General features: G+C 44.9%; 18 protein-coding genes. 11 read left to right on the forward strand and 7 right to left on the reverse strand.

The genetic code is table 11. From position 1 onward, the window contains the following. Positions 1–5: 5 nt before the first annotated feature. Positions 6–1679: a formate--tetrahydrofolate ligase gene (locus HQ29_RS05335; RefSeq protein WP_036846015.1), complete on the forward strand. Its 1674-nt coding sequence runs from the start codon at positions 6–8 to the stop codon at positions 1677–1679. A gap of 766 nt (positions 1680–2445) precedes the next feature. Here HQ29_RS05335 and HQ29_RS05345 read toward each other — a convergent pair. From HQ29_RS05345 to ribD, 7 genes are all read right to left on the reverse strand, one after another. Beyond that, positions 2446–3771 (reverse strand): UDP-glucose dehydrogenase family protein, encoded by a 1326-nt coding sequence (locus HQ29_RS05345; RefSeq protein ID WP_036868082.1) that lies wholly within the window; start codon positions 3769–3771, stop codon positions 2446–2448. A 35-nt stretch (positions 3772–3806) separates the two neighbouring features. Beyond that, a complete protein-coding gene (locus tag HQ29_RS05350; protein WP_036868084.1) occupies positions 3807–5288 on the reverse strand; it encodes a TrkH family potassium uptake protein in 1482 nt (493 codons plus the stop codon). A 10-nt stretch (positions 5289–5298) separates the two neighbouring features. Then, a complete protein-coding gene (gene trkA, locus HQ29_RS05355) occupies positions 5299–6639 on the reverse strand; it encodes a Trk system potassium transporter TrkA (protein WP_036788791.1) in 1341 nt (446 codons plus the stop codon). A 16-nt stretch (positions 6640–6655) separates the two neighbouring features. Continuing rightward, positions 6656–8578, reverse strand: a complete 1923-nt coding sequence (gene dxs, locus HQ29_RS05360) for a 1-deoxy-D-xylulose-5-phosphate synthase (RefSeq protein WP_036788793.1) — start codon at positions 8576–8578, stop codon at positions 6656–6658. A gap of 134 nt (positions 8579–8712) precedes the next feature. Next, positions 8713–10284, reverse strand: a complete 1572-nt coding sequence (locus HQ29_RS05365) for a sialidase family protein (protein ID WP_052089848.1) — start codon at positions 10282–10284, stop codon at positions 8713–8715. 22 nt (positions 10285–10306) lie between these two features. Then, on the reverse strand, positions 10307–11269 hold the full coding sequence (locus HQ29_RS05370) for an NAD-dependent epimerase/dehydratase family protein (protein WP_036788797.1): 963 nt from the start codon (positions 11267–11269) through the stop codon (positions 10307–10309). A 152-nt stretch (positions 11270–11421) separates the two neighbouring features. Then, entirely contained in the window at positions 11422–12456 is a 1035-nt protein-coding gene (gene ribD, locus HQ29_RS05375) for a bifunctional diaminohydroxyphosphoribosylaminopyrimidine deaminase/5-amino-6-(5-phosphoribosylamino)uracil reductase RibD (protein WP_052089850.1), read from the reverse strand. A 62-nt stretch (positions 12457–12518) separates the two neighbouring features. On the opposite strand from ribD, the gene HQ29_RS05380 reads away from it, so the two are divergent. From HQ29_RS05380 to glmM, 10 genes are all read left to right on the forward strand, one after another. After that, entirely contained in the window at positions 12519–13415 is an 897-nt protein-coding gene (locus HQ29_RS05380; protein ID WP_052089852.1) for a N5-glutamine methyltransferase family protein, read from the forward strand. Further along, positions 13412–13939, forward strand: a complete 528-nt coding sequence (locus HQ29_RS05385) for a regulatory protein RecX (protein ID WP_052089855.1) — start codon at positions 13412–13414, stop codon at positions 13937–13939. The genes HQ29_RS05380 and HQ29_RS05385 overlap by 4 nt, the downstream gene beginning before the upstream one ends. Next, positions 13914–14630, forward strand: coding sequence for a ComF family protein (locus tag HQ29_RS05390; RefSeq protein WP_052089857.1), 717 nt, complete (start codon positions 13914–13916; stop codon positions 14628–14630). The genes HQ29_RS05385 and HQ29_RS05390 overlap by 26 nt, the downstream gene beginning before the upstream one ends. 364 nt (positions 14631–14994) lie before the next feature. Further along, complete coding sequence (locus HQ29_RS05395) at positions 14995–15771, forward strand: polyprenol monophosphomannose synthase (protein ID WP_036868408.1); 777 nt, start codon at positions 14995–14997, stop codon at positions 15769–15771. 6 nt (positions 15772–15777) lie between these two features. Continuing rightward, complete coding sequence (locus HQ29_RS05400; protein ID WP_036868088.1) at positions 15778–17835, forward strand: putative porin; 2058 nt, start codon at positions 15778–15780, stop codon at positions 17833–17835. Between the two features lie 18 nt (positions 17836–17853). Beyond that, positions 17854–18699: a transporter substrate-binding domain-containing protein gene (locus tag HQ29_RS05405; protein ID WP_036868091.1), complete on the forward strand. Its 846-nt coding sequence runs from the start codon at positions 17854–17856 to the stop codon at positions 18697–18699. A 15-nt stretch (positions 18700–18714) separates the two neighbouring features. After that, the gene (locus tag HQ29_RS05410) at positions 18715–20061 is read left to right on the forward strand and encodes a DEAD/DEAH box helicase (RefSeq protein WP_052089860.1); all 1347 of its coding nucleotides are present in this window, start codon (positions 18715–18717) and stop codon (positions 20059–20061) included. Further along, complete coding sequence (locus HQ29_RS05415; RefSeq protein ID WP_036868094.1) at positions 19988–21010, forward strand: DHH family phosphoesterase; 1023 nt, start codon at positions 19988–19990, stop codon at positions 21008–21010. The genes HQ29_RS05410 and HQ29_RS05415 overlap by 74 nt, the downstream gene beginning before the upstream one ends. A gap of 67 nt (positions 21011–21077) precedes the next feature. Then, on the forward strand, positions 21078–21686 hold the full coding sequence (locus tag HQ29_RS05420; protein ID WP_036868096.1) for a DUF4827 family protein: 609 nt from the start codon (positions 21078–21080) through the stop codon (positions 21684–21686). A 64-nt stretch (positions 21687–21750) separates the two neighbouring features. Continuing rightward, positions 21751–23142, forward strand: coding sequence for a phosphoglucosamine mutase (glmM, locus tag HQ29_RS05425; protein ID WP_036868098.1), 1392 nt, complete (start codon positions 21751–21753; stop codon positions 23140–23142). Positions 23143–23147: the final 5 nt, after the last annotated feature.

Below are 23147 nucleotides of genomic sequence, written 5' to 3' on the forward strand. Positions count from 1 at the left end.
ACTAAATGAAAACAGACATTCAAATAGCTCGCGAGGCAACCCTTTCACCCATAATCGAGGTTGCGAAAAGGGCAGGATTCTCGGAGTATGCCGTAGAATCTTATGGCAGGAACATGGGTAAGATCAATCTGGACGCTCTGGATAAGAGTGTCGATGATAAGCCTAAAGGAAAACTCATCCTTGTCTCTGCGATCACTCCGACAAAGACCGGTATCGGTAAGACAACGGTATCCATCGGCTTGGCTCAAGGGCTTAATAAGATAGGCAAGAACGCATTCGTTGCACTTCGCGAGCCTTCGTTGGGACCATGTTTCGGTATGAAAGGTGGTGCTGCCGGTGGTGGGTACGCGCAAGTGCTCCCGATGGAAAAGATAAACCTTCACTTTACCGGAGACTTCCATGCGATCACTTCGGCCAACAATATGATTTCTGCTCTTTTGGACAACTATATCTACCAGAACAGGAACACAGAAAAAGCTCTCAAGCAGGTGGTTTGGAAGAGGGTTTTGGACGTGAACGACCGCAGCTTGAGAACGGTGGTAACCGGGCTTGGCGGCATCAACAACGGCATACCTGCCGAGACAGGGTTCGACATCACTCCGGCTTCTGAGGTGATGGCTATTCTCTGCTTGGCGAAAGACCTCAGAGACCTTCGCAGAAGGATAGAGAACATCGTGCTCGGTTACTTGAACGACGGCACACCCTTCACCGTAAAGGATCTGGGCATTGCAGGAGCGATAACGGTGCTGTTGAAGGATGCTTTTAACCCGAACATTGTTCAGACCATCGAGCAGACCCCTGCCCTCATTCACGGCGGGCCTTTTGCGAACATTGCTCATGGCTGCAACTCTCTTGTGGCTACAAAGACGGCTCTTCAGTATGGTGATTATGTTGTTACGGAGGCGGGGTTCGGAGCGGATCTCGGTGGTGAAAAGTTTTTCGACATCAAGTGTCGCGTGGGAGAGCTTGAACCGGCGTTGACCGTTCTTGTTGCCACTGTTCAGGCCATCAAGCTCCACGCCGGGGTTCCGCAGACGGATCTCAAGACCGAGAACGTGCCGGCTCTTCAGGAGGGCTTCTCCAATCTGGATCGTCACGTCGAGAACCTTGTGAAGTTTGGTCAAAGCGTTTGTGTCTGCATCAACAGGTTCCCGACGGATACCGATGACGAGATCCAAGCCGTTGCGGACTATTGCGAGAAGAAAGGTGTCTCTTTTGCCATCAACGAGGCATTTGCCAAAGGTGGAGAGGGAGCCGTGGCACTTGCCAAAGAGGTTGTAAGAATGGTGGAAGAGACTCCGTCCAAGCCTTTGAAGTATGTGTACGATTTGGAAGACTCCATTCGCACAAAAGTCGAAAAGATCAGCCACGAGATTTACAGAGCCAACATGGTAGAGTTCTCCGGCAGAGCCACCAAGATGATCAAGCGCATAGAGGAGCTTGGGTACGCTCATTTCCCGGTCTGCATCGCCAAGACACAGTACTCGTTCACCGACAACGCCAAGCTCTACGGCGCACCGTCCGGATTCGACCTCAAGGTAACGGACGTAGTGCTCAACGCGGGAGCAGAGATGATCGTCGTGCTCATGGGTGATGTGATGCGTATGCCGGGGCTTCCCAAGGCTCCATCCGCCAATCAGATAGACATCGTCAAAGGACAGATCGAAGGACTCAGCTGATAACGCCCCATCTCATAAACAAGCCCGGTATCGCCCCTTTTCGGAGGTTTGATACCGGGCTTGTTGCATTTTGTACGATCCGAAACTACAGAGTGTAGTATAGGAAAAAATTTACGTGCGCACGAAAAAAAATTTCTGTGCGCACGAAAAAAAATTTCTGTGCGCACGAAAAAAAAATTTCTGTGCGCATGAAAAAAAATTTACGTGCGCACGAAAAAAAATTTACGTGCGCACGAAAAAAAATTTCTGTGCGCACGAAAAAAAATTTTCGTAGGTAAGAAAAAATATTTTTGTAGGTAAGAAAAAAATTTTCCGTGCGCACGAAAAAAAAATTCCGTACGTACAAAAAAATATTTTCGTACGTACAAAAAAATATTTTCGTACGTACAAAAAAAAATTTTCGTACGTACAAAAATTCAGACCTTTACGGAAGAAGATTTATCTCCCTATATATGAGCAAGATACGGAGATGGAAATTGTGGCGGGTTTTGAGACCCTTGCAGGGTACTTTTTTTGCTGTTTTGCTTTCGAGATTCGGACCCGGTTTCGTGCCCGGAAACGCACCCAAAACCTCACTTCCGAGAGCTCGTCTCTGAAGCTGTCTGCAAAAAATCTCTTTCTTATCAGTACATGATGGCTTTCCGGTGACGGGGTGTCTCTCTTGGGGAGGGGAGTGGTACCGGCTTTCGAGGGGAGGAAGCATGGGCGGATGGCGATGGCGTTCACTGCCTCTCGGCATGGCGCATCGCCACAGGACGCACCGCTGCTAAGATTTGCCTATGCCGTAGTAGATGAGTCCGGCTTGTTCGAGCTCCGTTTTGTTGTAGATGTTTCTGCCATCTATTAGAACGGGATTCGGTTTCATGGACGAAATGATGCGCTGCCACAGGGGCATTCTGAACTGTTTCCACTCGGTCAGGAGTAGTATCGCATCCGCTTTTTCGGAGGCGGAGTAGAGACTGTCGGCATACTCTACGCGGCTGCCGAAGTGCTTTCGGGCTTCGGGAATGGCGACCGGATCGTACACACGGATACGCACGCCGAGAGCGAGAAGTCGGGCAATGACGACGACGGAAGTGGCTTCCCGCATATCGTCCGTTTCGGGCTTGAAAGATAGCCCCCAGACCGCAACGGTCTTGTCCCGAAGGGTGTCGCCATAGTGGCGGAGCAGCTTCTCCACGATTACTTCTTTCTGCCTGTTGTTCACATCGTCCACGGCTTTAAGTATGGTAAGATCCATCCCGTGCTCCAGCGCGGTCTGCCTGATGGCTCGGACGTCTTTTGGAAAACAGCTGCCGCCGTATCCGCAGCCGGGGTATAGAAATGCCGTGCCGATGCGCTTGTCTGCACCCATGCCTCGGCGGACGGCTTCGATGTCCGCGCCCAAGAGTTCGCATAGGTTTGCCATCTCGTTCATGAAGCTGATTCGGGTCGCCAGCATCGCGTTGGAGGCATACTTGGTAAGCTCCGCGGAGGCGATGTCCATGAAAATGACGCGGAAGTTGTTCAGCAGAAAGGGTCTGTACAGCTGGGTCATGATCTCTTTGGCTCGCTCCGAATCCACTCCGACGATCACTCTGTCCGGGCTTGTGAAGTCTTTTATCGCGCTGCCCTCTTTGAGAAATTCCGGGTTCGAGGCGACGTCGAAAGGAATATCCTCCCCGCGCAGATCCAGCTCTGCCTGTATGATCTCTTTCACCCTCTTTGCCGTACCGACCGGCACCGTGCTCTTCCCCACGATGAGAGCATATCTGCATAGATGCTGCCCGATCTCCTTCGCCACCGCATACACGGCAGAGAGATCCGCATTGCCGTCGGAACCCGAAGGTGTGCCCACAGCCGTGAATATGACATCGACCTCTTCGATGCAGGACGCCAACGAGGTGTGGAAGAAGAGCCTCTTGTCTTCGATGTTGCGCTGAACCATTACATCCAGTCCCGGCTCGTAGATGGGGATGATACCCTGCTTGAGGTTGGAGATCTTCTCTTCGTCAATATCCACGCAGTGTACGTGGACTCCCATTTCGGCAAAGCAGGCGGCTGTCACCAGCCCGACGTATCCGGTTCCTACGATAGCTATGTTGAATCCCATATATGTGTGTTGTCTGATGAGATGAGAATAAAACTTCAGTCCTTCCAAAAACCACCGTGAAAGACTGCCAAAACAGTGAAAATCTCCAAGCGACCGATCATCATCATCAAAGACATCACGATCTTGGAAACAGAGCCTAAAGCAGCGTAGCTCTCCGTAGGCCCGAAAGACTCTAACGCCGGACCGCTGTTGGAGATACACGCAACAGCCACGGAGACAGCACTGTCGAGCTTTATCCCTTCAACGGTGAGAAATAAAATACAGAGCAAGATGAGCATCGAATAGGCGAAGAAAAAAGTGCCTACCTGACCCACAAATCTTGTCGGAATCACGATATTGTCGGCTCTTACCGGCAATACCGCATTGGGATGAGTCCGCTTGCGTATCTCGTTGAGTAGGTTCTTGACAAGAATGAGAAAGCGACCGACCTTGAGCCCCCCACTCGTGGAGCCGGTACAGCCCGCAACAAACATGATACAGAGCGCGAGCAGAGCAAAGAACGAGAGCCAGCCGTCATAATCTACCGTGTAGTAGCCCGTAGTGGAAATGAGGCTGATGACTTGAAAGAATCCGTGCCTGAGAGCTTCCAGAGGAGCGTCAATGATTCCTTTCATATAGATCCAGACCGAAGAGGCAAACCCTACAATAACCACAATGGAGAGAAACCATCTGAACTCCGTGTCCTGTATGAGCTTCTTGGGCTTCCCTGTAAAGGCAAAATAGATGAGAGAGAAGTTTGTCGCGGCAAGAAACATGAATAACATCGCCACGACATCCGTATAGGCGGAGTTGTAGTACGACAGAGAGTCCGTCCGAGTGGAAAATCCTCCGGAGCACACACAAGTGAGAGCATGGCAGACAGCGTCAAACAGGTCCATCGGTCCAATCCAAAAGAGAAGAACGCACGCAAAGGTCAGGATGAGGTAAATGTTGGTAACTTTCTTTGCCATGATGCCGGCTCTCGGCATGAACTTCTCGTGGAGAACTCCGCTTGCCTCGCAGTTGTAGACCAAAGAGCCTGATCCTCCGAAGACAGGTAAAAGAGCCAAAGCAAAGACAACAATACCTATACCTCCCTGCCATTGAGTGATGCTGCGCCAAAGTAACAGCCCTTTTGGTAGAGCTTCTATATTGTCCAATATGGTCGCTCCTGTCGTGGTGAATCCGGACATCGTCTCAAAGAAAGCATCCGCCGGATTGGGAATGTACCCACTGATAATATATGGAAGCATACCCAAAAGAGACAGGGTAACCCATGCAAGGGAAACGGTCAGCATCGCTTCTTTTCTCCCGGACTTGTAGTGTTTTGCCTCCTTGCCTGCAACAAGAAGAGTCCCTCCCACTGCAGCCATCGCAACAATGGCTGAGAGAAAACTCCATACGATAGACTTGTCGTAAAAGAGTCCTACCGATAGAGAGAAGATTAGAAAGGGAATTTCTAATAAACAGAGAAATCCCAACATTCGGGCAACGAAGCGGTAGTTCACTTTCCGTCTGATGTTATCGAACAGATGCATAGATTCTTTGTTAGGAGAAGAAGTGTCTCAACTTTATTAAGGAGTGCCCAAGACAGAATGCAAGGACTACATCATTGGGTTGTATTACGGTAGATCCTTCCACAAGCTGCATTTTCCCATCTCTAATGAGAGCTCCAAGACTTATTTCGTTGGGGAGCTTCAAATCTTTGATCTGTTTGGAGGTTATCTTGGACCCCGGTTTTGCTACCAGTTCCACAACATCGGCATTGGCAATAGCCAGACACTTTACGTTATTTACATCCACATTGAGGAGATGTCTGTATATACTTCCTACTGCAATTAGCTTCTTATTTATAAGGATCCCTATCTCCATCTGTTCTGCAATAGAGAGGTAGTCGATGTTCTCTATCCGGGCAATAGAACGATACACTCCCATCCGTTTAGCAGCCAATGTTGCCAGAAGATTGGTTTCGGAATTACCGGTAAGTGCTGCAAAACATTGGGCATCCTCTATACCCTCCGCTTGCAAAAGTTGAGGATCTCTTCCGTCTCCATGGATAATCATGGTATTGGATGGAACGCGTTTTGCCATCTGCTTACACTTTTCATAGTCCGTGTCTATGATTTTTGCTTTGATGTTGGATGGTAGCAGCTCCACAGCTTTGATGGCTATTCTACTGCCTCCCATCATTATGATCTTTCTTACTTCTGATCTTTCTTTTCCACAGAAGATCCTTACTTTATCGAGATTATCCTTTTCGCAGGTTACGAATATAATATCTCCATCTTCTATTTTGGAGTTACCCCTGGGAATAATAGTCTCCTGCTTTCTTTTTATGGCGACAACGTGGAAGTACTTTTCTGTACTCGCGAGTTCCGAAAGATACATACCCGATAGTGGAGCTCCGGGCATCATTTTTACTGCAAGCAACTGAACTCTTCCCTCCGAAAGACTCCAATATTGTCTTGTCCAAGGTAAGCGTACTCCATCTACTATCTCTTGGGCTGCAAGCAATTCCGGATAGACCATGTAATCGACACCGAGGTTTTTGAAGAAAGCGGCATTGGGATCTTCGAGATACTCCTGGTTATTGATCCGAGCCATGGTCTTCTTTGCCCCAAGGTTATGGGCAAGTATGGCTGCTGTGATATTTGTACTCTCTTCGGGGGTGACACTTATGAAGAGATCACTTCCTGCAATGCCGGCATTTCTGAGATCTGCCAAGGACGTCGGACTCCCTTGTATCGGTAGTACTTCCAAACTATTGTCGTATGCAAACTCCAAACGAGAAGCATCAGAGTCCATGATTGTGATGTCATGATCTTCTCTCGATAGTAGAGTTGCAAGGTGTGATCCTACTTCTCCGGCTCCGGTAATAAATATCTTCATACGTAATGAAATAACTTTATAGAAGAGAGGCGTAGACCGCTTTTATCTTTTTTAGAATACTTTGTGTGTCTATTTGGCTATAAGCATATTGTTCAGGAACGCTGCCATGAGGGATAAACTCATCATCAATACCTAACATATATACTTTAGGGATGCTTTGATTTTGTTCCGAATATTCTGAAAACCATTCCAATATCGCACTTCCTATCCCTCCTTTTCGAGACCCATCTTCAATTGTAATCACAGCTTTGTATCCTTCAGAAAGTATCTCTCGAAGAATTGTATCATCCAGAGGTTTTACAAATTTCATGTCGTACAATGCCGGAGTTGGTTCTCCGTTTTTTTGCATTTCGTCAATTGCTTCTATTGCATTGCATACGATAGGTCCATAGGTCAATACTGCAATGCCCTTACCTTCTTTCAACTTCTCTCCTTTTCCTATCTCCATTTCTTCCAATGGTGTTTTCCACTCAATCGTATGTCCGCTTCCCCTTGGGTATCGGATTACAATGGGGCAGAACTCCGGATGCTTGTATGCTGTGTACATCATATTCCGGAGTTGCATTTCATTTCTGGGAGAACAGAGAACAAGTCCCGGAATGGTACGAAGCGAAGCAATATCGTAAAGTCCATGATGAGTACAACCATCTTCACCTACCAATCCTGCACGATCGAAGCAGAATATTACAGGGGCTTTTTGCATGGCTACATCATGAATAATATTATCATAAGCGCGTTGAGAAAAAGTAGAGTAGATATTGCAGAACGGAATAAGTCCGGATAGAGAAAGACCCGCAGAAAAAGTTACGGCATGTCCTTCTGCTATACCTACATCGAAGGTCCTTTCCGGAAATCTTTTTTGCAACAAAGTCATAGAGCATCCAGTTGCCATTGCAGGAGTTACTCCTACAACTCGCTCGTCCATTTCAGCTAATTCTACAAGAGTTTCTCCAAAAACATCTTGATACCTAGGTGGTTGAGGATGATCACTTGATGAGGATAGGCGCTCTCCGTTTTTACTATTAAACTTACCCGGGGCATGCCATACAACCTGACTTTCTTCCGCAGGCTTGTAACCTTTTCCTTTCGTTGTGATAAGATGTAAAAGCTTTGGACCGGAAAACTCCTTTATGTCTCTAAGAACCTTTACCAGATAAATCACATCATGTCCATCTACCGGACCGAAGTATCTCACATCAAACCCATTAAAAAGATTTCTGTGCTCAGAAAACAGAGATTTTATACTGTTGTGAAATCTTACGACCTTTTTCTTTTTCTGTTTGTCCATCAAGTTCATACTTGATAGCCCTTTGTACGCCGTATATCTTAGCTTATTGTAGGTCTTGTTAGTGATGAGATCTACCAAAGCTTTGTTTAGTCCTCCCGTACTGGGATCTATGGACATATTATTATCATTCAGAATAATAAGAAGATCATTGGGAGAGTTTGATGCATTATTGATTCCTTCAAAGGCAAGCCCTCCGGTCATAGAACCATCACCAATGATTGCTACCACTTTCTCTTTTCTACCACAAAGCCTGTTCGCAACGGAAAACCCCAACGCTGCGGATATAGAATTAGATGCATGTCCTGCAATAAAAGCGTCATAAGAACTCTCTGCTCTAGATGGAAAGCCACTTAATCCGTTCCATTTACGCAATGTTTCGAAGCGGTCTTTCCTTCCGGTCAAAACTTTATGAGGATACGCCTGATGCCCAACATCCCAAATAAGTTTGTCTTCAGGTGTGTCATAAACATAATGTAGAGCTACTGTTAGCTCTACCACTCCAAGTCCTGCTCCAAGGTGTCCGGGATTTCTGCTTAGTGTGTCTATAAGGAAGAGACGAATCTCTTCACAAAGTAAAGGGAGTTCTTCTTCCTTCAGATGCTTAATATCTCCGGGAGTATTTATATTGTCCAAAAGAGGGTAGTTCATCATACGTCATCAAAGACCTTATTTAGTCCATGCTAAACAAAGTTAGCAAAACCCATGAAACTATTAGCATCATCTACAGCACAAAGAAGATGTAGATGATGCTAAATTATATTGTATCGAACAAAAACGATAGAGAACTACTGCTTCATAGCATCCTCAAAAAGCCATTCTGGAGATAGTCTGACAAAAACAAGACTGATCGGTTCGTCCTCTTCTGTAAAATATCCTATGTCTCCATTCGGTAAGATGGCAAGATCTGTGTATGCCGTTGAGCCTTTGAAAATAGTCTTATTCCACTTCCATGTCTTTGCTTCATCGTTAGAAATGAATATTGTACCATTTTTGCGAGCGCCTTTATCAAAAGGTATGGAGTGTAGAAGAAACTCTACATTTGGTCTCGACTCATGTTTATATCTCATGATAGCACCATTACAAGCAGGCTCTATTATTTCAGACCATTTAGCCGGAGTGCCCCATGTCTGACCTCCATCACGGGAGATATTATAGTATCTGTTACCTCTGAATTTATTTCTTATACTCATTAGAAGTCGTCCGTCTTTCAGCTCTATAATCTTACTTTCATCTCCTCCCATCATAGCCGGTCCGGATACTTTCCATGTCAGACCTTCGTCATCAGAGTAGTAAGCATAATTGTTTAGAGAGCCCATTTCACCCTCTCGTACAGCTGCTGCAAAGAGTATTCTCCCATTTTGAGTGACACATCCATTGCCCGATGCACAGAAAGAAGCCCACCAATGCTTGCGCATATCGTTGCTGTTTTCCTCTCCGAATAATTGTGAGGTAATATCTCTCGGAGCAGACCATGTAAGACCATCATCTGTGCTTTCAGAGATATAAGTTCTGTTCGGGTCATTGGCACGACTTTGCCATAGCCCGGTACCACCTACGTATATCATCAGTAGCTTTCCACTTTTGGTCTCGACGATTGCGGCATCTCCATATCCCTTGAAACGCCCTTGACCCTCAGCAACAAGGATCGGCTCGCTCCAAGTATTGCCGTTGTCTGTACTACGTTTGACAACGATGTCTATATCTTCCGGAAGATCCACGATGTTTGCTTTTCGCTTATCTGCGATAGCTATGATGGTACCTTTTTTTGTGGTGATGATTGCCGGGATGCGGTAATTCTTTGAATTATAATCCCCCGGAGCCCAAAGTGTAGTGTATGCTTTGAATACTCTTCTCTCACTTTCGTTTACGCTCTTTATCACCATCTGCTTTCCGTTAAGCAGGGCAGATCGTATTTCGGATTTTACCAAAGAGCCTTCCGGAGCATTCGGATTTACTTTGGCTGTAAGATAGATGACATTATTGGCTATGTATTTATCCTTAAATCTAAACTTAAAAGATATTCCCCCGCCTCCGGTAAAAGGCTTGTTCATAGCCTTTATCGGAGTCGGAGTTTTGTAATCTACTATATCTCTTATCCTGTCTACAGAAGAGCTATAAGCCACTATTTGGGATAGGGGAGTATCGGACAGGTCTAAGAAAGAGAGGGAGAGAGCTATATTTTTAGGCAACTTCTCTGCTGGTTTTATATACAGTTTGCAGAGAGTTTGCATCTCTTTCCCGATGGCTGTGCCGTGATTGGAATAGTGGACATATAATGTATCCGGAGTTTGACCACTTAGGTTTGTTTGCAATCCAAACAGGCAAAGACCTGCCAATAAAATCAATTTTTTCTTCATGTAGATGGTGTTGAGGTATAAGTTAAATAGGCTTATTGAATCTCTTGGATAGCACTTCAAGCATATCCTTGGTCATGGCATCGAGATTAAATTTCGGATTCCATCCCCACTCTTCTCTTGCACAAGAGTCATCGAGAGAGTTTGGCCAAGAATCTGCGATACCTTGACGAAGAGTGTCTATATTGTAATCCATTGTGAAGTCAGGCATCTGCTTTTTGATTGCAGAAGCCAATCCTTCAGGATCAAAGCTCATAGAGGCGATGTTAAAAGAGTTTCTATGTACCAGCTTGGATGGGTCTGCTTCCATGAGTTGAACCATACCTTCGAGAGCATCGGGCATATACATCATATCCATAAATGTACCCGGTTTAAGGGGACAAGTATATTTACGCTCATTTATGGCACTGTAATAGATGTCCACGGCATAGTCTGTAGTACCTCCCCCCGGAGGAGCCACGTTGGATATGAGACCCGGAAAACGAGTAGAGCGAGTATCTACACCAAAGCGGTGGAAGTAATAATCGCTTAAAAGCTCTCCGGATACTTTCGTAACGCCGTACATGGTACGAGGTCTTTGTATGGTATCTTGAGGGGTGTTGTCTTTAGGAGTTCCGGGGCCGAATGCTCCTATTGAGCTTGGTGTAAATACCGCACACCCTTTTTCTCTTGCAACTTCAAGAGTGTTGAATAGACCGCCTAAGCCGATATGCCAAGCCAGTTGTGGTTTCGATTCTGCTACTGCAGAGAGTAGAGCCGCAAGGTTATAGATTGTGTCGATCTTGTATTTTTCTACAACATCCGCAATCTGTTGTGCATTAGTGATGTCTACGATTTCCGCCGGTCCGCTTTCCAACAATTCTCCTTTCGGAGCAGCAGATGGGATGTATCCTGCGACGATATTTCCTTGAGGATAATGTTTTCGCAGATGCAAGGTTAGTTCAGAACCTATCTGCCCTGTAGACCCAATAATAAGAACATTCTTCATAAAAGCATGTAAATTTTGGATAAATAAGTTTGTGTCAATTCGTATGTTTTTACTTACTGCTGTACCCTCTCTTTACTTTAGACATAGAGCGGTCTCGTTGATATCCAAAATAGGGGGGAGCGGAACGCCGGACAAAGATACAAAGAATAATTTTACAAAGGGAGACGGATCATGTGTGTTACTTTGTGTCCATCTATCTCTTCAATTTTTTCTAAGATTGTCTGCTCTTTTTCCTCTTTGTTGAGATGAGAAATTTGTGGTGCAGAGACTCCTTTCCTCAGCTTTACATTGGAGGTCTCTATCCTGATTTCATCCCAAAGATCTGCCTTGAGAAATGCCTCCAAGACTCTTTGTCCTCCTTCCACCAAGATGCTCCGAATGCCTTCTTGAGCGTAAAGAGCTTCTATCTGTTTCGGGAGAGAATCAGTATCTGCAGAGAACAGAGACCACATATCCCGTTTAGATGAAAAGTGTTCGGGGCGGTTGTCGAATAGATTTGCATCGCTACTCCAAACCAGCTTGCGAGGTTCTTTCCCATGCCAAAGTCTCAGATCCAGCCGTGGGGAGTCTTTCAGAAAGGTCTCTTTCCCTATGAGAATCGCTTCAAATTCAGCCCTCATTTTATGTACCAGCATAGAAGTAAAAGGAGTGGATATCTTACAAGGGGATAGCTGGACAGGAGTATCCGGAGTCCGATTATCTATAAATCTGTCACTGCTCTCTGCCCATTTGAGTGCTATATAAGGTCTTTTTTTGAGTTGTCTCACAAAGAAAGGAAGAGCCAAGCGGATACAAGCCTCTTTTTCGACATCTATATCCACACGGATGCCGTGCGATCTGAGCTGCTCGATGCCTCCTCCCTGAACTTTTGGGAAAGGGTCTTCTACTCCTATAACCACGTGGCGTATCCCTGAGTCTATAATAAGCCGGGAGCATGGCGGTGTTTTCCCATGATGGCAGCAAGGCTCCAGCGTCACGTATAACGTGGATTCCGGTATCAAGGCTCTGTTTTTCTCCGACACACTACGGAGGCAGATCACTTCCGCATGAGCTTCCCCTGAATATTGGTGATACCCTTCTCCTATAATGGTACCGTTGTGCACAAGCACAGCCCCCACTTTGGGGTTATCCTTTACACTGTTCCACTCTGCTCGTTCTGCAATCTCCACAGCCCGTAGCATATACATACTTTGTTTGTCAGAAGTCAAATTCATCTTCTCCTATCCTTTTTTCTTACATTTGCATCACGATGAATACTCTTTTCCCACAGCATTTTGTGCGATACATAACATCCCAACTTCTCCCCGTGTATCGGAGTGAAGAGGGGGCAAAGAGCGTTGCTCGGCAAATATTGGAGTATTTGGTAGGAAAGCCGTACCCCTCCATTGTTTTGGACAAAGATAGCACAATAGACCAAGAGAGCATAGAACAAAAAGCTCGTGATATTGTGGAGAGACTCCGGCAAGGGGAGCCTTTGCAGTATATTTTCGGCTCTGTCGAGTTCTTTGGGCTTGATATAAAGGTTGGTACCGGTGTACTTATCCCCAGACCGGAGACGGAAGAGCTCGTTTCTATTTTGCACTCAAGAGGATGGCTTTTACCGAATAAGCGATATGCAGACCTCTGTTCCGGTTCGGGCTGCATAGCTGTGGCGCTGGCTGCTCTTACTTTCCCTTCTTTTGTGGATGCGGTGGACTTCTCTCCGGAGGCTGTCTCTTTTACACAAGAAAATCTTGCGGCAAACGGATATACCGATACGCAGAGGTATCGGGTAGTCTCTCATGATCTTCTTTCCGGAGCACATGATACCGAGGGAAAGGTATATGGAATCGTAAGCAATCCGCCTTATATCCCACGGAGCAAGGAAAAGGAGATGGAGTATAATGTTATCGGCTTTGAACCACACCTTGCACTTTTTGTGCCGGACAGCGATCCTCTCTGCTTTTACAGGGCTATTCTCGAATCTTATATGCCGAAGCTGGAAGAGGACGGATTTTTTGCATTTGAAACAGAGACGGATTTGACCGGCGATGTAGCTGTTCTTGCCCACAAACTGTGTGGAGAAAGAGGAGAGGTTGAGGTATTAGAGGATATGTTCGGACGAGACAGGTTTTGCCTGATAAAACTAAAAAGCCTGCGCAGATGAGGAGAGAAAAAGAGGAGATCAGGCTTTCTTCCGAAGAGTATGATGCCCTTCTTCTCAGGGCGGCAAAGTACTCTTTATTGGGCGAAAAATGTACGTCTCAACTAAGAGACAAGATACAAGCATGGAGTCCGGGTATAGCAGAAGAGCAGCTTTCTTCGATTATAGAAAAACTCTGTACCGAGAAGTACATAGATGAAGAGAGATACGCTGTTGCCTTTGTTTCCGATAAACACAGGTTTAACAAGTGGGGACCTATTCGGATTGCTATGGAACTTAAAAGTAAGGGCATTGATAAAAGCACCATAGATAATGCTTTGGCGGAAATCTCTCCAAACGAATGGCTCGAAACAGCAGTCGCTCTTCTGCAACAGCAGAAAGGGCGCATCTTATCGGCAAAATCTTCCTACGAACTTCGGAATAAGCTTTACAGATGGCTGTATGCCAAAGGATATCCATCCGCCACCGTGAGTAAAGCGTTGGAAAAACTGGATCTTTCGGATGATGAAGAGGAGCATTGGGAGTAGCATAACAGGGGTATTGGATACGATATTCCCTGTTTTCTGTGTTCGCTGTGGCGACAGGTTGGATGTCGCGACCGAGAGTGCGGCTCTGTGTAACGAGTGTTTGGACAAAATACACGGTACGGTAAGGCACAAAGCTTTCTACGAAGTAGAGGAGCGGGTAGCCGGAATACTGCCCTTGGGAGAGATGTTCTATTCGATGCTGTATAGAGACAATACGGCAGAGAAAGAGATCATCTTGAGAGGCAAATACGGAGACGAGCCTTTCCTGTTCCGAAGTTTGGCTGAGGCATTTGGAAAAAGATTGAGACGAGATGGCTATTTTCGAGATGTCTCCTGTGTTGTGCCTGTGCCTGCATCGAAGTCCAAGAAAAAGAGAAGAGGGTACAATCAGACTCGTTTCATTGCAGAAGGGCTTGCCAAAGTATTAGGAATAGAACTTATAGACGAGGTCTTGCTGCGTCGGGATGATGGTGGCGGTACACAAACAGCTCGTTCCAAAGAGAAACGGTGGCAGGCTATGGAAAATCTGTTTTACTGTAAACCGGACGATGAACGGCTGCGAGGACGGCGTGTACTTCTTGTGGACGATGTCCTTACTACGGGTGCTACTATCGTGCATGCTGCCAAGGCTCTTTTTGAAGAGAGCGGAGTAGAGAGCATATCCTTTTATACTTTATCCGTAGATATTTGATGCCGATTACTTTTATCTGCTTTCTATCTCTTTTCCACCGCAAGATCACCGTTCAAACTCGTTTGTTTTTCTCTTTTTGAACGGATACAAAAGTTTCATTTATCACATTCATATCTTTCTTCAAACAGGTTAAAGAATCCGAATAAAGGCTTGGCTTTCAGATGTCAAGGCTTGTTTTGTACAAACCGGCCTTTGATTTGGAGAAATCAAAGCTTGGTTTGAAGATTTTCTAAGCTTTAGACGCATTTCTTTATAGGTTTAGATTCTTTTGTTATAACGTTAAATGAGAAGATTCTTCGTGCCAAGAAGAGGGTGGGATTGAATGGAATATGCTATATTTGCATACAAAAGAAACATCACTCTAATGGATTTGCAAACTGCGGAGAGTAAGTTGGTCATCATTCCAACGTACAATGAAATAGAGAATATTGAGAACATCATTCGGGCTGTAATGGATCTTGAAGGAGATTTTCATGTTCTTGTCGTGGATGACAACTCTCCTGACGGAACAGCCGGTGCCGTTAAACGGGTACAGGGAGAGCTTGACGGAAGACTCTTTCTTCTTGAACGTCCGGGAAAACAGGGGCTTGGAACCGCCTATTTGGCAGGGTTCGATTGGGCATTGAAATCGGGTTATCATTACATCTTTGAGATGGATGCCGATTTTAGTCATAACCCTCTTGATCTCCTTAAACTCTATCGTGCATGCGCTTATGAAGGTGCCGATGTGGCTGTCGGATCTCGTTACTGCAACGGAGTGAATGTTGTAAACTGGCCTCTTGGACGAGTATTGATGTCCTATTTTGCTTCTGTGTATGTGAGGATGATTACCGGATTGAAGGTGAACGATACCACTGCCGGATTTGTCGGTTACAGGCGAGAAGTGTTGGAGACAATGGAACTCGATAAGATTCATTTCAAAGGATATGCTTTCCAGATAGAGATGAAATATACCGCCAAGCTGTGTGGCTTCGATATCCGAGAAGTACCTATCATTTTTGTCAATAGGGTCTTGGGTACCTCAAAGATGAATACTTCCATCTTTGGAGAAGCGTTCTTCGGTGTACTTAAGCTTCGCTACTGGGCTATGACACGGAAGTATCCGCAGAAGAAAAAGAGGCTTGCATCTTCTAACAGATAGCTCTTTATGCAGACAAAATACTTTTTCCGGACGATAAGTCATACGAGATATATTCTCTTTTATACGGTTCTGTTCTTTTTATCTTCTCTATCTCTCCATGCGCAGCATAAGGAGAAGATGGACGAGAGAGAGCATGCACATGATGAGGTAGACCTGAATGAGGACAGCGATAGGGACCGCCATGGCAATCTCTTTGCCTACTACCTCTCTTCACATTTAGGGGACAAAAGAGTGGCTCCTCTCGATACTCTAAAGATAGGATGGTATAGAAGAGCCATCGTGGAAGGGCGTACCATTGCTTCCGGATATGCCGGCGGGACATATGCATCGCCGTATTTCTCAAAATCTTACTTTTCTCCCAATTCCACCACACTTCTCTTTCCGTTCTACAATCCCTATTTTTATCTGTTGCGTTCGGGGATAGAGCAGAAGTGGTTCGATACCAAAGTTCCTTATACATCTTCCAGTTATGCAAAGTCGGGCGGCAGTAGTTCGGAGGAGAGTAACTTTCATACTCTCTTTAGTATGAATCTCGGTAAAGAACTTAATCTTGGAGGGTTGTTCGACTACGACTATGCCAACGGACAGTACGCATCGTCCAAGAGTAAAAACATCACTTATCGGATATTTGCCAACTACGAGGGCGACAGGTATAAAGCCTATGCTTCTGTTGGAAACACTAATATAGTACACTTTGAAAGCGGAGGTATAACGGAGGATAAGTACATTACCAATCCGAAAGAGTTTACTTCGGGGCGCCGTTCATTCCTTCCAAAAGATATTCCGGTAAAGCTGCAACGTACCTGGAATAGGAATATCTTCTCGGAAGCGCGCTTTCATCACAGATATAGTTTGGGTATCACAAGAAAAGCACCTACGGAAAAAGACTCTCTTAAAAGGGAATTTGTCCCCGTAACAACCATCTTCAATGACTTCACTTACAACAGACACAGACGCCGTTTTGTGTCTCAGATGTCGAATATTGCCGAGATCTACAAAAAGCAATATCTCCCTAAGACGGAAGAAGCTAAGTTCTATCCGGATGAAGAACACATTGCAGAATCTTATGGTGGTACGGTCGGTATCGCTCTGGAAGAAGGTTTTCACAAGTGGGCAAAGATGGGATTGGCAGGATATATAAGGTATCAGTACGACAGTTATGTTCTTCCTCCGATGATTCCGGAAGGCGAACAAAATCCTCAAATAACTCCTTACAAAACGGATGAATCTACCACTTATGTCGGTGCAAGGCTATCTTCTACCAAGGGGAAAAGGTTTACTTACTATCTGAGTGGGGATCTGGGTACTGTGGGTGCTTATGCCGGAAATTTATCTGTGGATGCAGAGGCACAGTATGCCATGTCTATTGCAAATAAAAGGCACGTTGTACGACTTTTTGGTGAACTAAGAAACGAACGTACACCTCTTATATTAAGAAGATTCAGCAGTACTTTCAATCGCTGGGAAAACAGCTTTAATCCGGTACAAAGACTTCGATTGGGAGGGGAACTTTCTATTCCTTTTACTTCTACCAGGATTAAAGCAAATATTGAGACAATCCAAAATCCGATCTATGTCGGTTCGGAAGGAGTACCTGCCCAGTTGAATGACAATTTTAGGGCAATAGGCGTGGAGCTTGAACAGAACTTGAAGCTTGGACCTTTCCATTGGGACAATATGGTAGAGTATCAGTATCTGAGCAATGACAAGATATACCAATATCCGTCTCTAATGGCGTATAGCAATCTGTACGTTCAGACCGTTTTGGCAAAGGTATTGACTCTGCAACTGGGAGTAGATGCTTATTGGCATACAGCCTACAAGGCTCCGTACTACGAACCATCCACTCAGCTTTTGGTGCCTCAAAACGATATAACGATAGGGGGAGGAGATGCGGTACACATGAATGCCTATGTAAGTGCACACCTTAAAAGAGCACGCTTTTTCTTGACCTATTACAATGTGGGAGCGTTATTCCTTGATCCGAAATACTTCTCTCTTCCACACTATCCGACCTATCCTCCTATGTTGAGACTGGGAGTGATTGTGGACTTTAGAAACTAACACAAAATCTTAGAAGCCATGTCCAACAGATATATTCAAGTAAACAAAGGAGGGCGAAATGCTCATTTGCGTTTGCCTATTCTTTTAGGTGTTGCTCTTGTTCTGCTTTTTGGTTTTGGTGGATATAAGTTGTTTACTCTGTTATCGGAGAAGAAAACCGGTGCTGATGATGAAAATATTCGTATCGGAGTCGTTCTCTCTCCACAGGATATATCCATAAAGGGAGACTCTCTTTCCGGTTTACAAGTTGAGCTTATCAAGCTTTTGCCTAAGATGGATAAGGATTACAAGATAGTTCCATATACATCTCATGCAGAGTCTTTGGAGGATCTCAAGAGTAACCGTTTGGATATACTTGCCACTTCTTACCTGACAATGCTTGATAGTAGTGAGGATTTCATTTATACTCGTCCTGTCTACTCCTCCTCCTATGTCCTTATGCGACATATCCCGGATGGCGATAACATTTCTCCTTTTACATTGGATAGCTTGAGAGGGAAAGAGATCAGCGTACCAAGTGGCTTCCCTGCAATGGAGGTGTTAATAAGTCACCTCTCTCAAGAGAGTATTCCTGATCTTCAAATCCGTCAGACAGAAGAGAGTCAGGAAAAGCTGATTCGCTCGGTTTCAGAAGGAGTTCTCGCTTACGTCATTTGTGAGAAAAATATTGCCGGATCTTATGCGGCAAAACTTCCCAACTTGGTTATTGATACAGATGTCAGCTTTTTGCTTAAACATACTTGGGTTCTGAACATAGGCCAGGAGAAGTTGAAGGCAAATCTCGACTCTGTTATCTCTTTGGCTTATACAAAAGGAACGTGGACGGAAGTTGTTCAACGTTACGGCATGTTACCTACACTTTAATCTCTGAACTTGATAATGGAGAACGATATAGAAAATAGTATAGAAAATACATTTGATCAGTTTGATCTTAATCCGAATGTGATGGATGGTTTGGAGGCTATGAACTTCAAAGAACCATCACCAATACAAAAGCTGGCGATCCCTGTTATCTTGGACGGGGATGACCTTATTGCCTGCGCTCAAACGGGAACGGGAAAAACGGCAGCCTATGTCCTTCCTCTTTTAAGTATGCTTGCAGATGGAGATTTTCCTAACAATAAGGTCAACGCAGTAATTATGGCCCCCACACGAGAGCTGGCTCAGCAGATAGATAATCAGATACAGGGTTTTGCTTACTTTGTCGATGTTTCTGCAACGGCGGTATATGGAGGAACGGGTGGAAGCGAATGGGAACAACAGCGAAGAGGTCTCGCCATGGGTGTAGATATTGTTGTCGCTACTCCCGGAAGGTTACTATCTCATCTCAACTTCGAGGCTGTAGATCTTTCTCAACTGAGTTTCTTCATTTTGGATGAAGCAGACAGAATGTTGGATATGGGCTTCTATGATGATATTATGCAGATATTTGAGCAGTTGCCCAAAAGCTGTCAGATCATAATGTTTTCGGCAACAATGCCTGCGAATATACGTAAGCTTGCGGCAAATATTATGAAGAATCCGAAACAGATAAATATTGCCATATCAAAACCTCCGACATCCATAGATCAGAGAGCATATATCTGTTACGAGCCTCAAAAGCTTCCAATCATTCTCCAACTCTTTAAGGAGCATGCACCTAAAAGGAGTATCATATTTGCTTCATCTAAGGAAAAGGTGCGCCAACTCTCTACAACCCTTTCCCGAAAGCATATAAAACTGTGCGAAATGCACTCCGACCTTGATCAGTCAAAGCGAGAAGAGGTGATGAGAGACTTTAAGAACGGCAAGATAGATCTTTTGGTCGCTACGGATATTGTGGCTAGGGGAATAGATGTAGACCAGATAGAGATGGTCATCAACCTTGATGTGCCGAGAGATCCGGAAGATTACGTACACCGGATTGGACGTACAGCAAGAGGAGATAACGACTATGGCATTGCCATTACTCTTGTCGGACAGGATGAGCAAAACGAATTTTACAAGATAGAACGCTTTCTTGAATACGAAGTAAAAAAGATCCCTTTGGCGCCTGATTTGGGTGAAGCCCCCGTATATGCCCCCTCCACGGAGCGCTCCAAAGCGAGAAGAAAATCGTACAGAAAGCAAACAAACAGAATACAACAAGGGCGTAACACCCATAAAAGAAACGATGATAAAAGAACTGGACACAACAAAAATAGATCACCTAAGAGAAAAGATAGAAGGAATAAAGAGAACGGATAAGGTTGCTATCATTACTCATGTTTCACCGGATGGTGATGCCGTAGGCTCTTCATTGGGGCTGTACCATATTTTGAAAAGCAAAGGGATAGAGGCAGATATTGTTTTCCCTTCCAGATACCCCGAAAGTTTCAGCTTCCTTGCAGATTTGGAGATACATACCATTGCTAAAGAGACACCGGAAAAAGCTTCTCGCATATTGGAAGAAGCGGATATTATATTCTCTCTTGACTTCAACGATCCGTACCGCACAGCCGAAATGTCAGATAGCCTTTGCCGTTCAAAGGCATATAAGATTCTTATCGACCATCATTTGGATCCCACCGATTTTTCGGATCTGGTCTTTTCCTATCCGATGGTTTCCTCTACCTCTCTTTTGACTTACACCATTTTATCTCTCTGCGGATATAAGGAACTTTTTACGCTGGATGCCATAACCTGTTTCTATGTAGGTATGATGACCGACACGGGAGGCTTTTCTTACAACTCCAATGACCCGCATATCTATACCGTTTTATCCGAAATGATAGAGCTCGGATTGGATAAAGACGATGTGTCGGCTCGTGTAAACAGAGGCTATTCCATAGATAAAGTAAGGCTTAATGCCTACGCTGTCTCCAACAATCTTACGGTTTTGCCGGAGAAAAAGACAGCCATAATCACACTTTCAAAAGCAGAGAAGAACAGATTTAACTACAAGATAGGAGACACGGACGGGCTGGTCAATGTTCCTCTTGAAGCAAAAGAAATTCTGTTCTCGATCTATTTGTACGAGCAGTCCAACTTTATTAAGCTCTCTTTCCGATCCAAAGATCCTTTTGCGTGCAATCTCTTTGCTTCATCCTATTTTTCAGGTGGAGGGCACAGAAATGCTTCGGGTGCTGAGTTCTACGGAACTTTAGAAGAGGCTTATCAAGAGGTTCTCAAAGCATTAGAGAAGATGCATCCGTAATATTTTTACTACCTTTGAAAGGAATAGTGAACAGACAGATTATTTAAGCAGACCATTACGATATATCATGGCAAACAAGAAGACACACTTCATACTATCTCTTGCAACGATTTTTCTTGCCTCTCTTTTTATCTCTTGTGATAAGAACAGGCTTTCCTATGTGGACATCATCAAGAGAGAGAAAAGACAGATAGCAGAATTTGTTTCAAAGAACAACTTCAAGATTACTTCCGAACCGGCAGAAGGGCAAGCCTCTCCGGAGAATGAGTTTTTTGAAGTGAAAGATGGTATTTATCTCCGCATTGTAAGCCGTGGAGATATGAAAAAGAAGCTTGTATCTGGAAAGACCATTGTGCTTACCCGATTCAAAATGGAACGTTTTGCTCAAGAGGAAAAGAGTATTTACGATAATATCAGTCCTACCAAATCCGGTACGTATCCCTGCAATTTTGTATATGTGAAAGAGGGAAGAGAAATTCTTGTCTCTTCTACTATATCTCACTCACCATACAACAGCTATCTGGCTCCTGCGATGAACTTTGTACTTCCTTATGTCGGAGACGGAGGAAAAGTACAGATGATAGTATCATTCAAGTATGGACCCGGTGTTGCGGAGATTCAGCAAAACGGAGAGCCCGTGTTTTATGAACTTGTAGAGTTTAAGTTTAAGAAGTAAAAGCCTGCATCATGCAGGTTTTTGCATATCTATATATCCACAAAAGATACATTCGTTAGAGTATATGAGTTTAATAAAGTCTATTTCAGGTATTCGGGGAACGATAGGAGGATCCGTTGAAGAAGGATTGAACCCTGTGAATATTGCTAAGTTTACGGCAGCTTATGCCTCTCTCATAAGAGAGTCTTCCACTGTTCGTAGCAACAAGATAGTGGTTGGGCGCGATGCCCGTATATCGGGACCTATGGTCAAGAACATTGTTACAGGAACTCTTGTAGCCATGGGATTCAATGTTGTCGATATAGATCTTGCATCCACTCCTACCACAGAAATGGCAGTGATTTACGAGCAAGCAGATGGAGGCATCATTATCACCGCAAGCCACAATCCTAAACACTGGAATGCTCTAAAGTTACTCAACGAAAAAGGCGAGTTCCTTAGCGACAAAGAGGGAAAGGCACTCATCGCTTTGGCAGAAAGCGATGCTCTGAACTTCTCTCCGGTAGATGAGATAGGCAGGATTTATCGAAAAGACTACACCCAAAAGCATATAGACGATGTCGTGGCTCTGCCTCAGGTTGATGTCGATGCCATCAGTCGTGCAAGGCTGAAGGTTGCGGTAGACTGTGTAAACTCTGTCGGAGCTGTTATTGTTCCAAGCCTTTTGGAAGCATTGGGCGTAAGAGATATTCTTTTGATTCATGGTACACCCAATGGAGAGTTTGCTCACGATCCGGAACCACTGCCTCACAATCTTACAGACATCTCTTCTGTCGTTGTGGAGGAGCAGGCACACGTTGGCTTTGCAGTAGATCCGGATGCGGACAGACTTGCGGTTATATGCGAAGATGGCTCCATGTTTGGTGAGGAGAATACACTAATAGCCGTTGCGGACTATCTGTTGGACATCACTCCGGGACAGCATACCACGGTCTCCAATCTCTCTTCTTCTCGTGGTCTTAGAGATGTTACTCTTGCAAGAGGAGGGCAATACTATCCTGCAAATGTGGGTGAAGTAAATGTCGTGGCAAAGATGAAAGAGGTCGGTGCTCTTATTGGCGGAGAAGGAAATGGGGGAGTAATCTTCCCTGCATTGCACTACGGAAGAGATGCAATGGTGGGTATCGCTCTCTTCCTGACAGCACTTGCAAAACGGATGCTAAAGCCTACACAGATGAGGGAAATACTTCCACAGTATTGTATGTTCAAGACTAAAGTGCAGATTGATGACTGCACAGACTTTTCGGCAATGATATCCAAGATTCGGAGCCATTATCCTCAAGCCACTCCTACCACTACGGATGGGCTGAAGTTGGACTTTGAAACCACTTGGGTGCAAATCCGAAAGAGCAATACCGAGCCTATTGTCCGGATCTACTCCGAAGCTCCTACCATGAAAGAGGCAGAAGCAATAGCAGAAGAGGTAAAAGCTCTATTCCTGAAGGGAGACGCTTAACAGGC

It is taken from the genome of Porphyromonas canoris (assembly GCF_000765975.1).
Lineage (GTDB): Bacteria > Bacteroidota > Bacteroidia > Bacteroidales > Porphyromonadaceae > Porphyromonas_A > Porphyromonas_A canoris.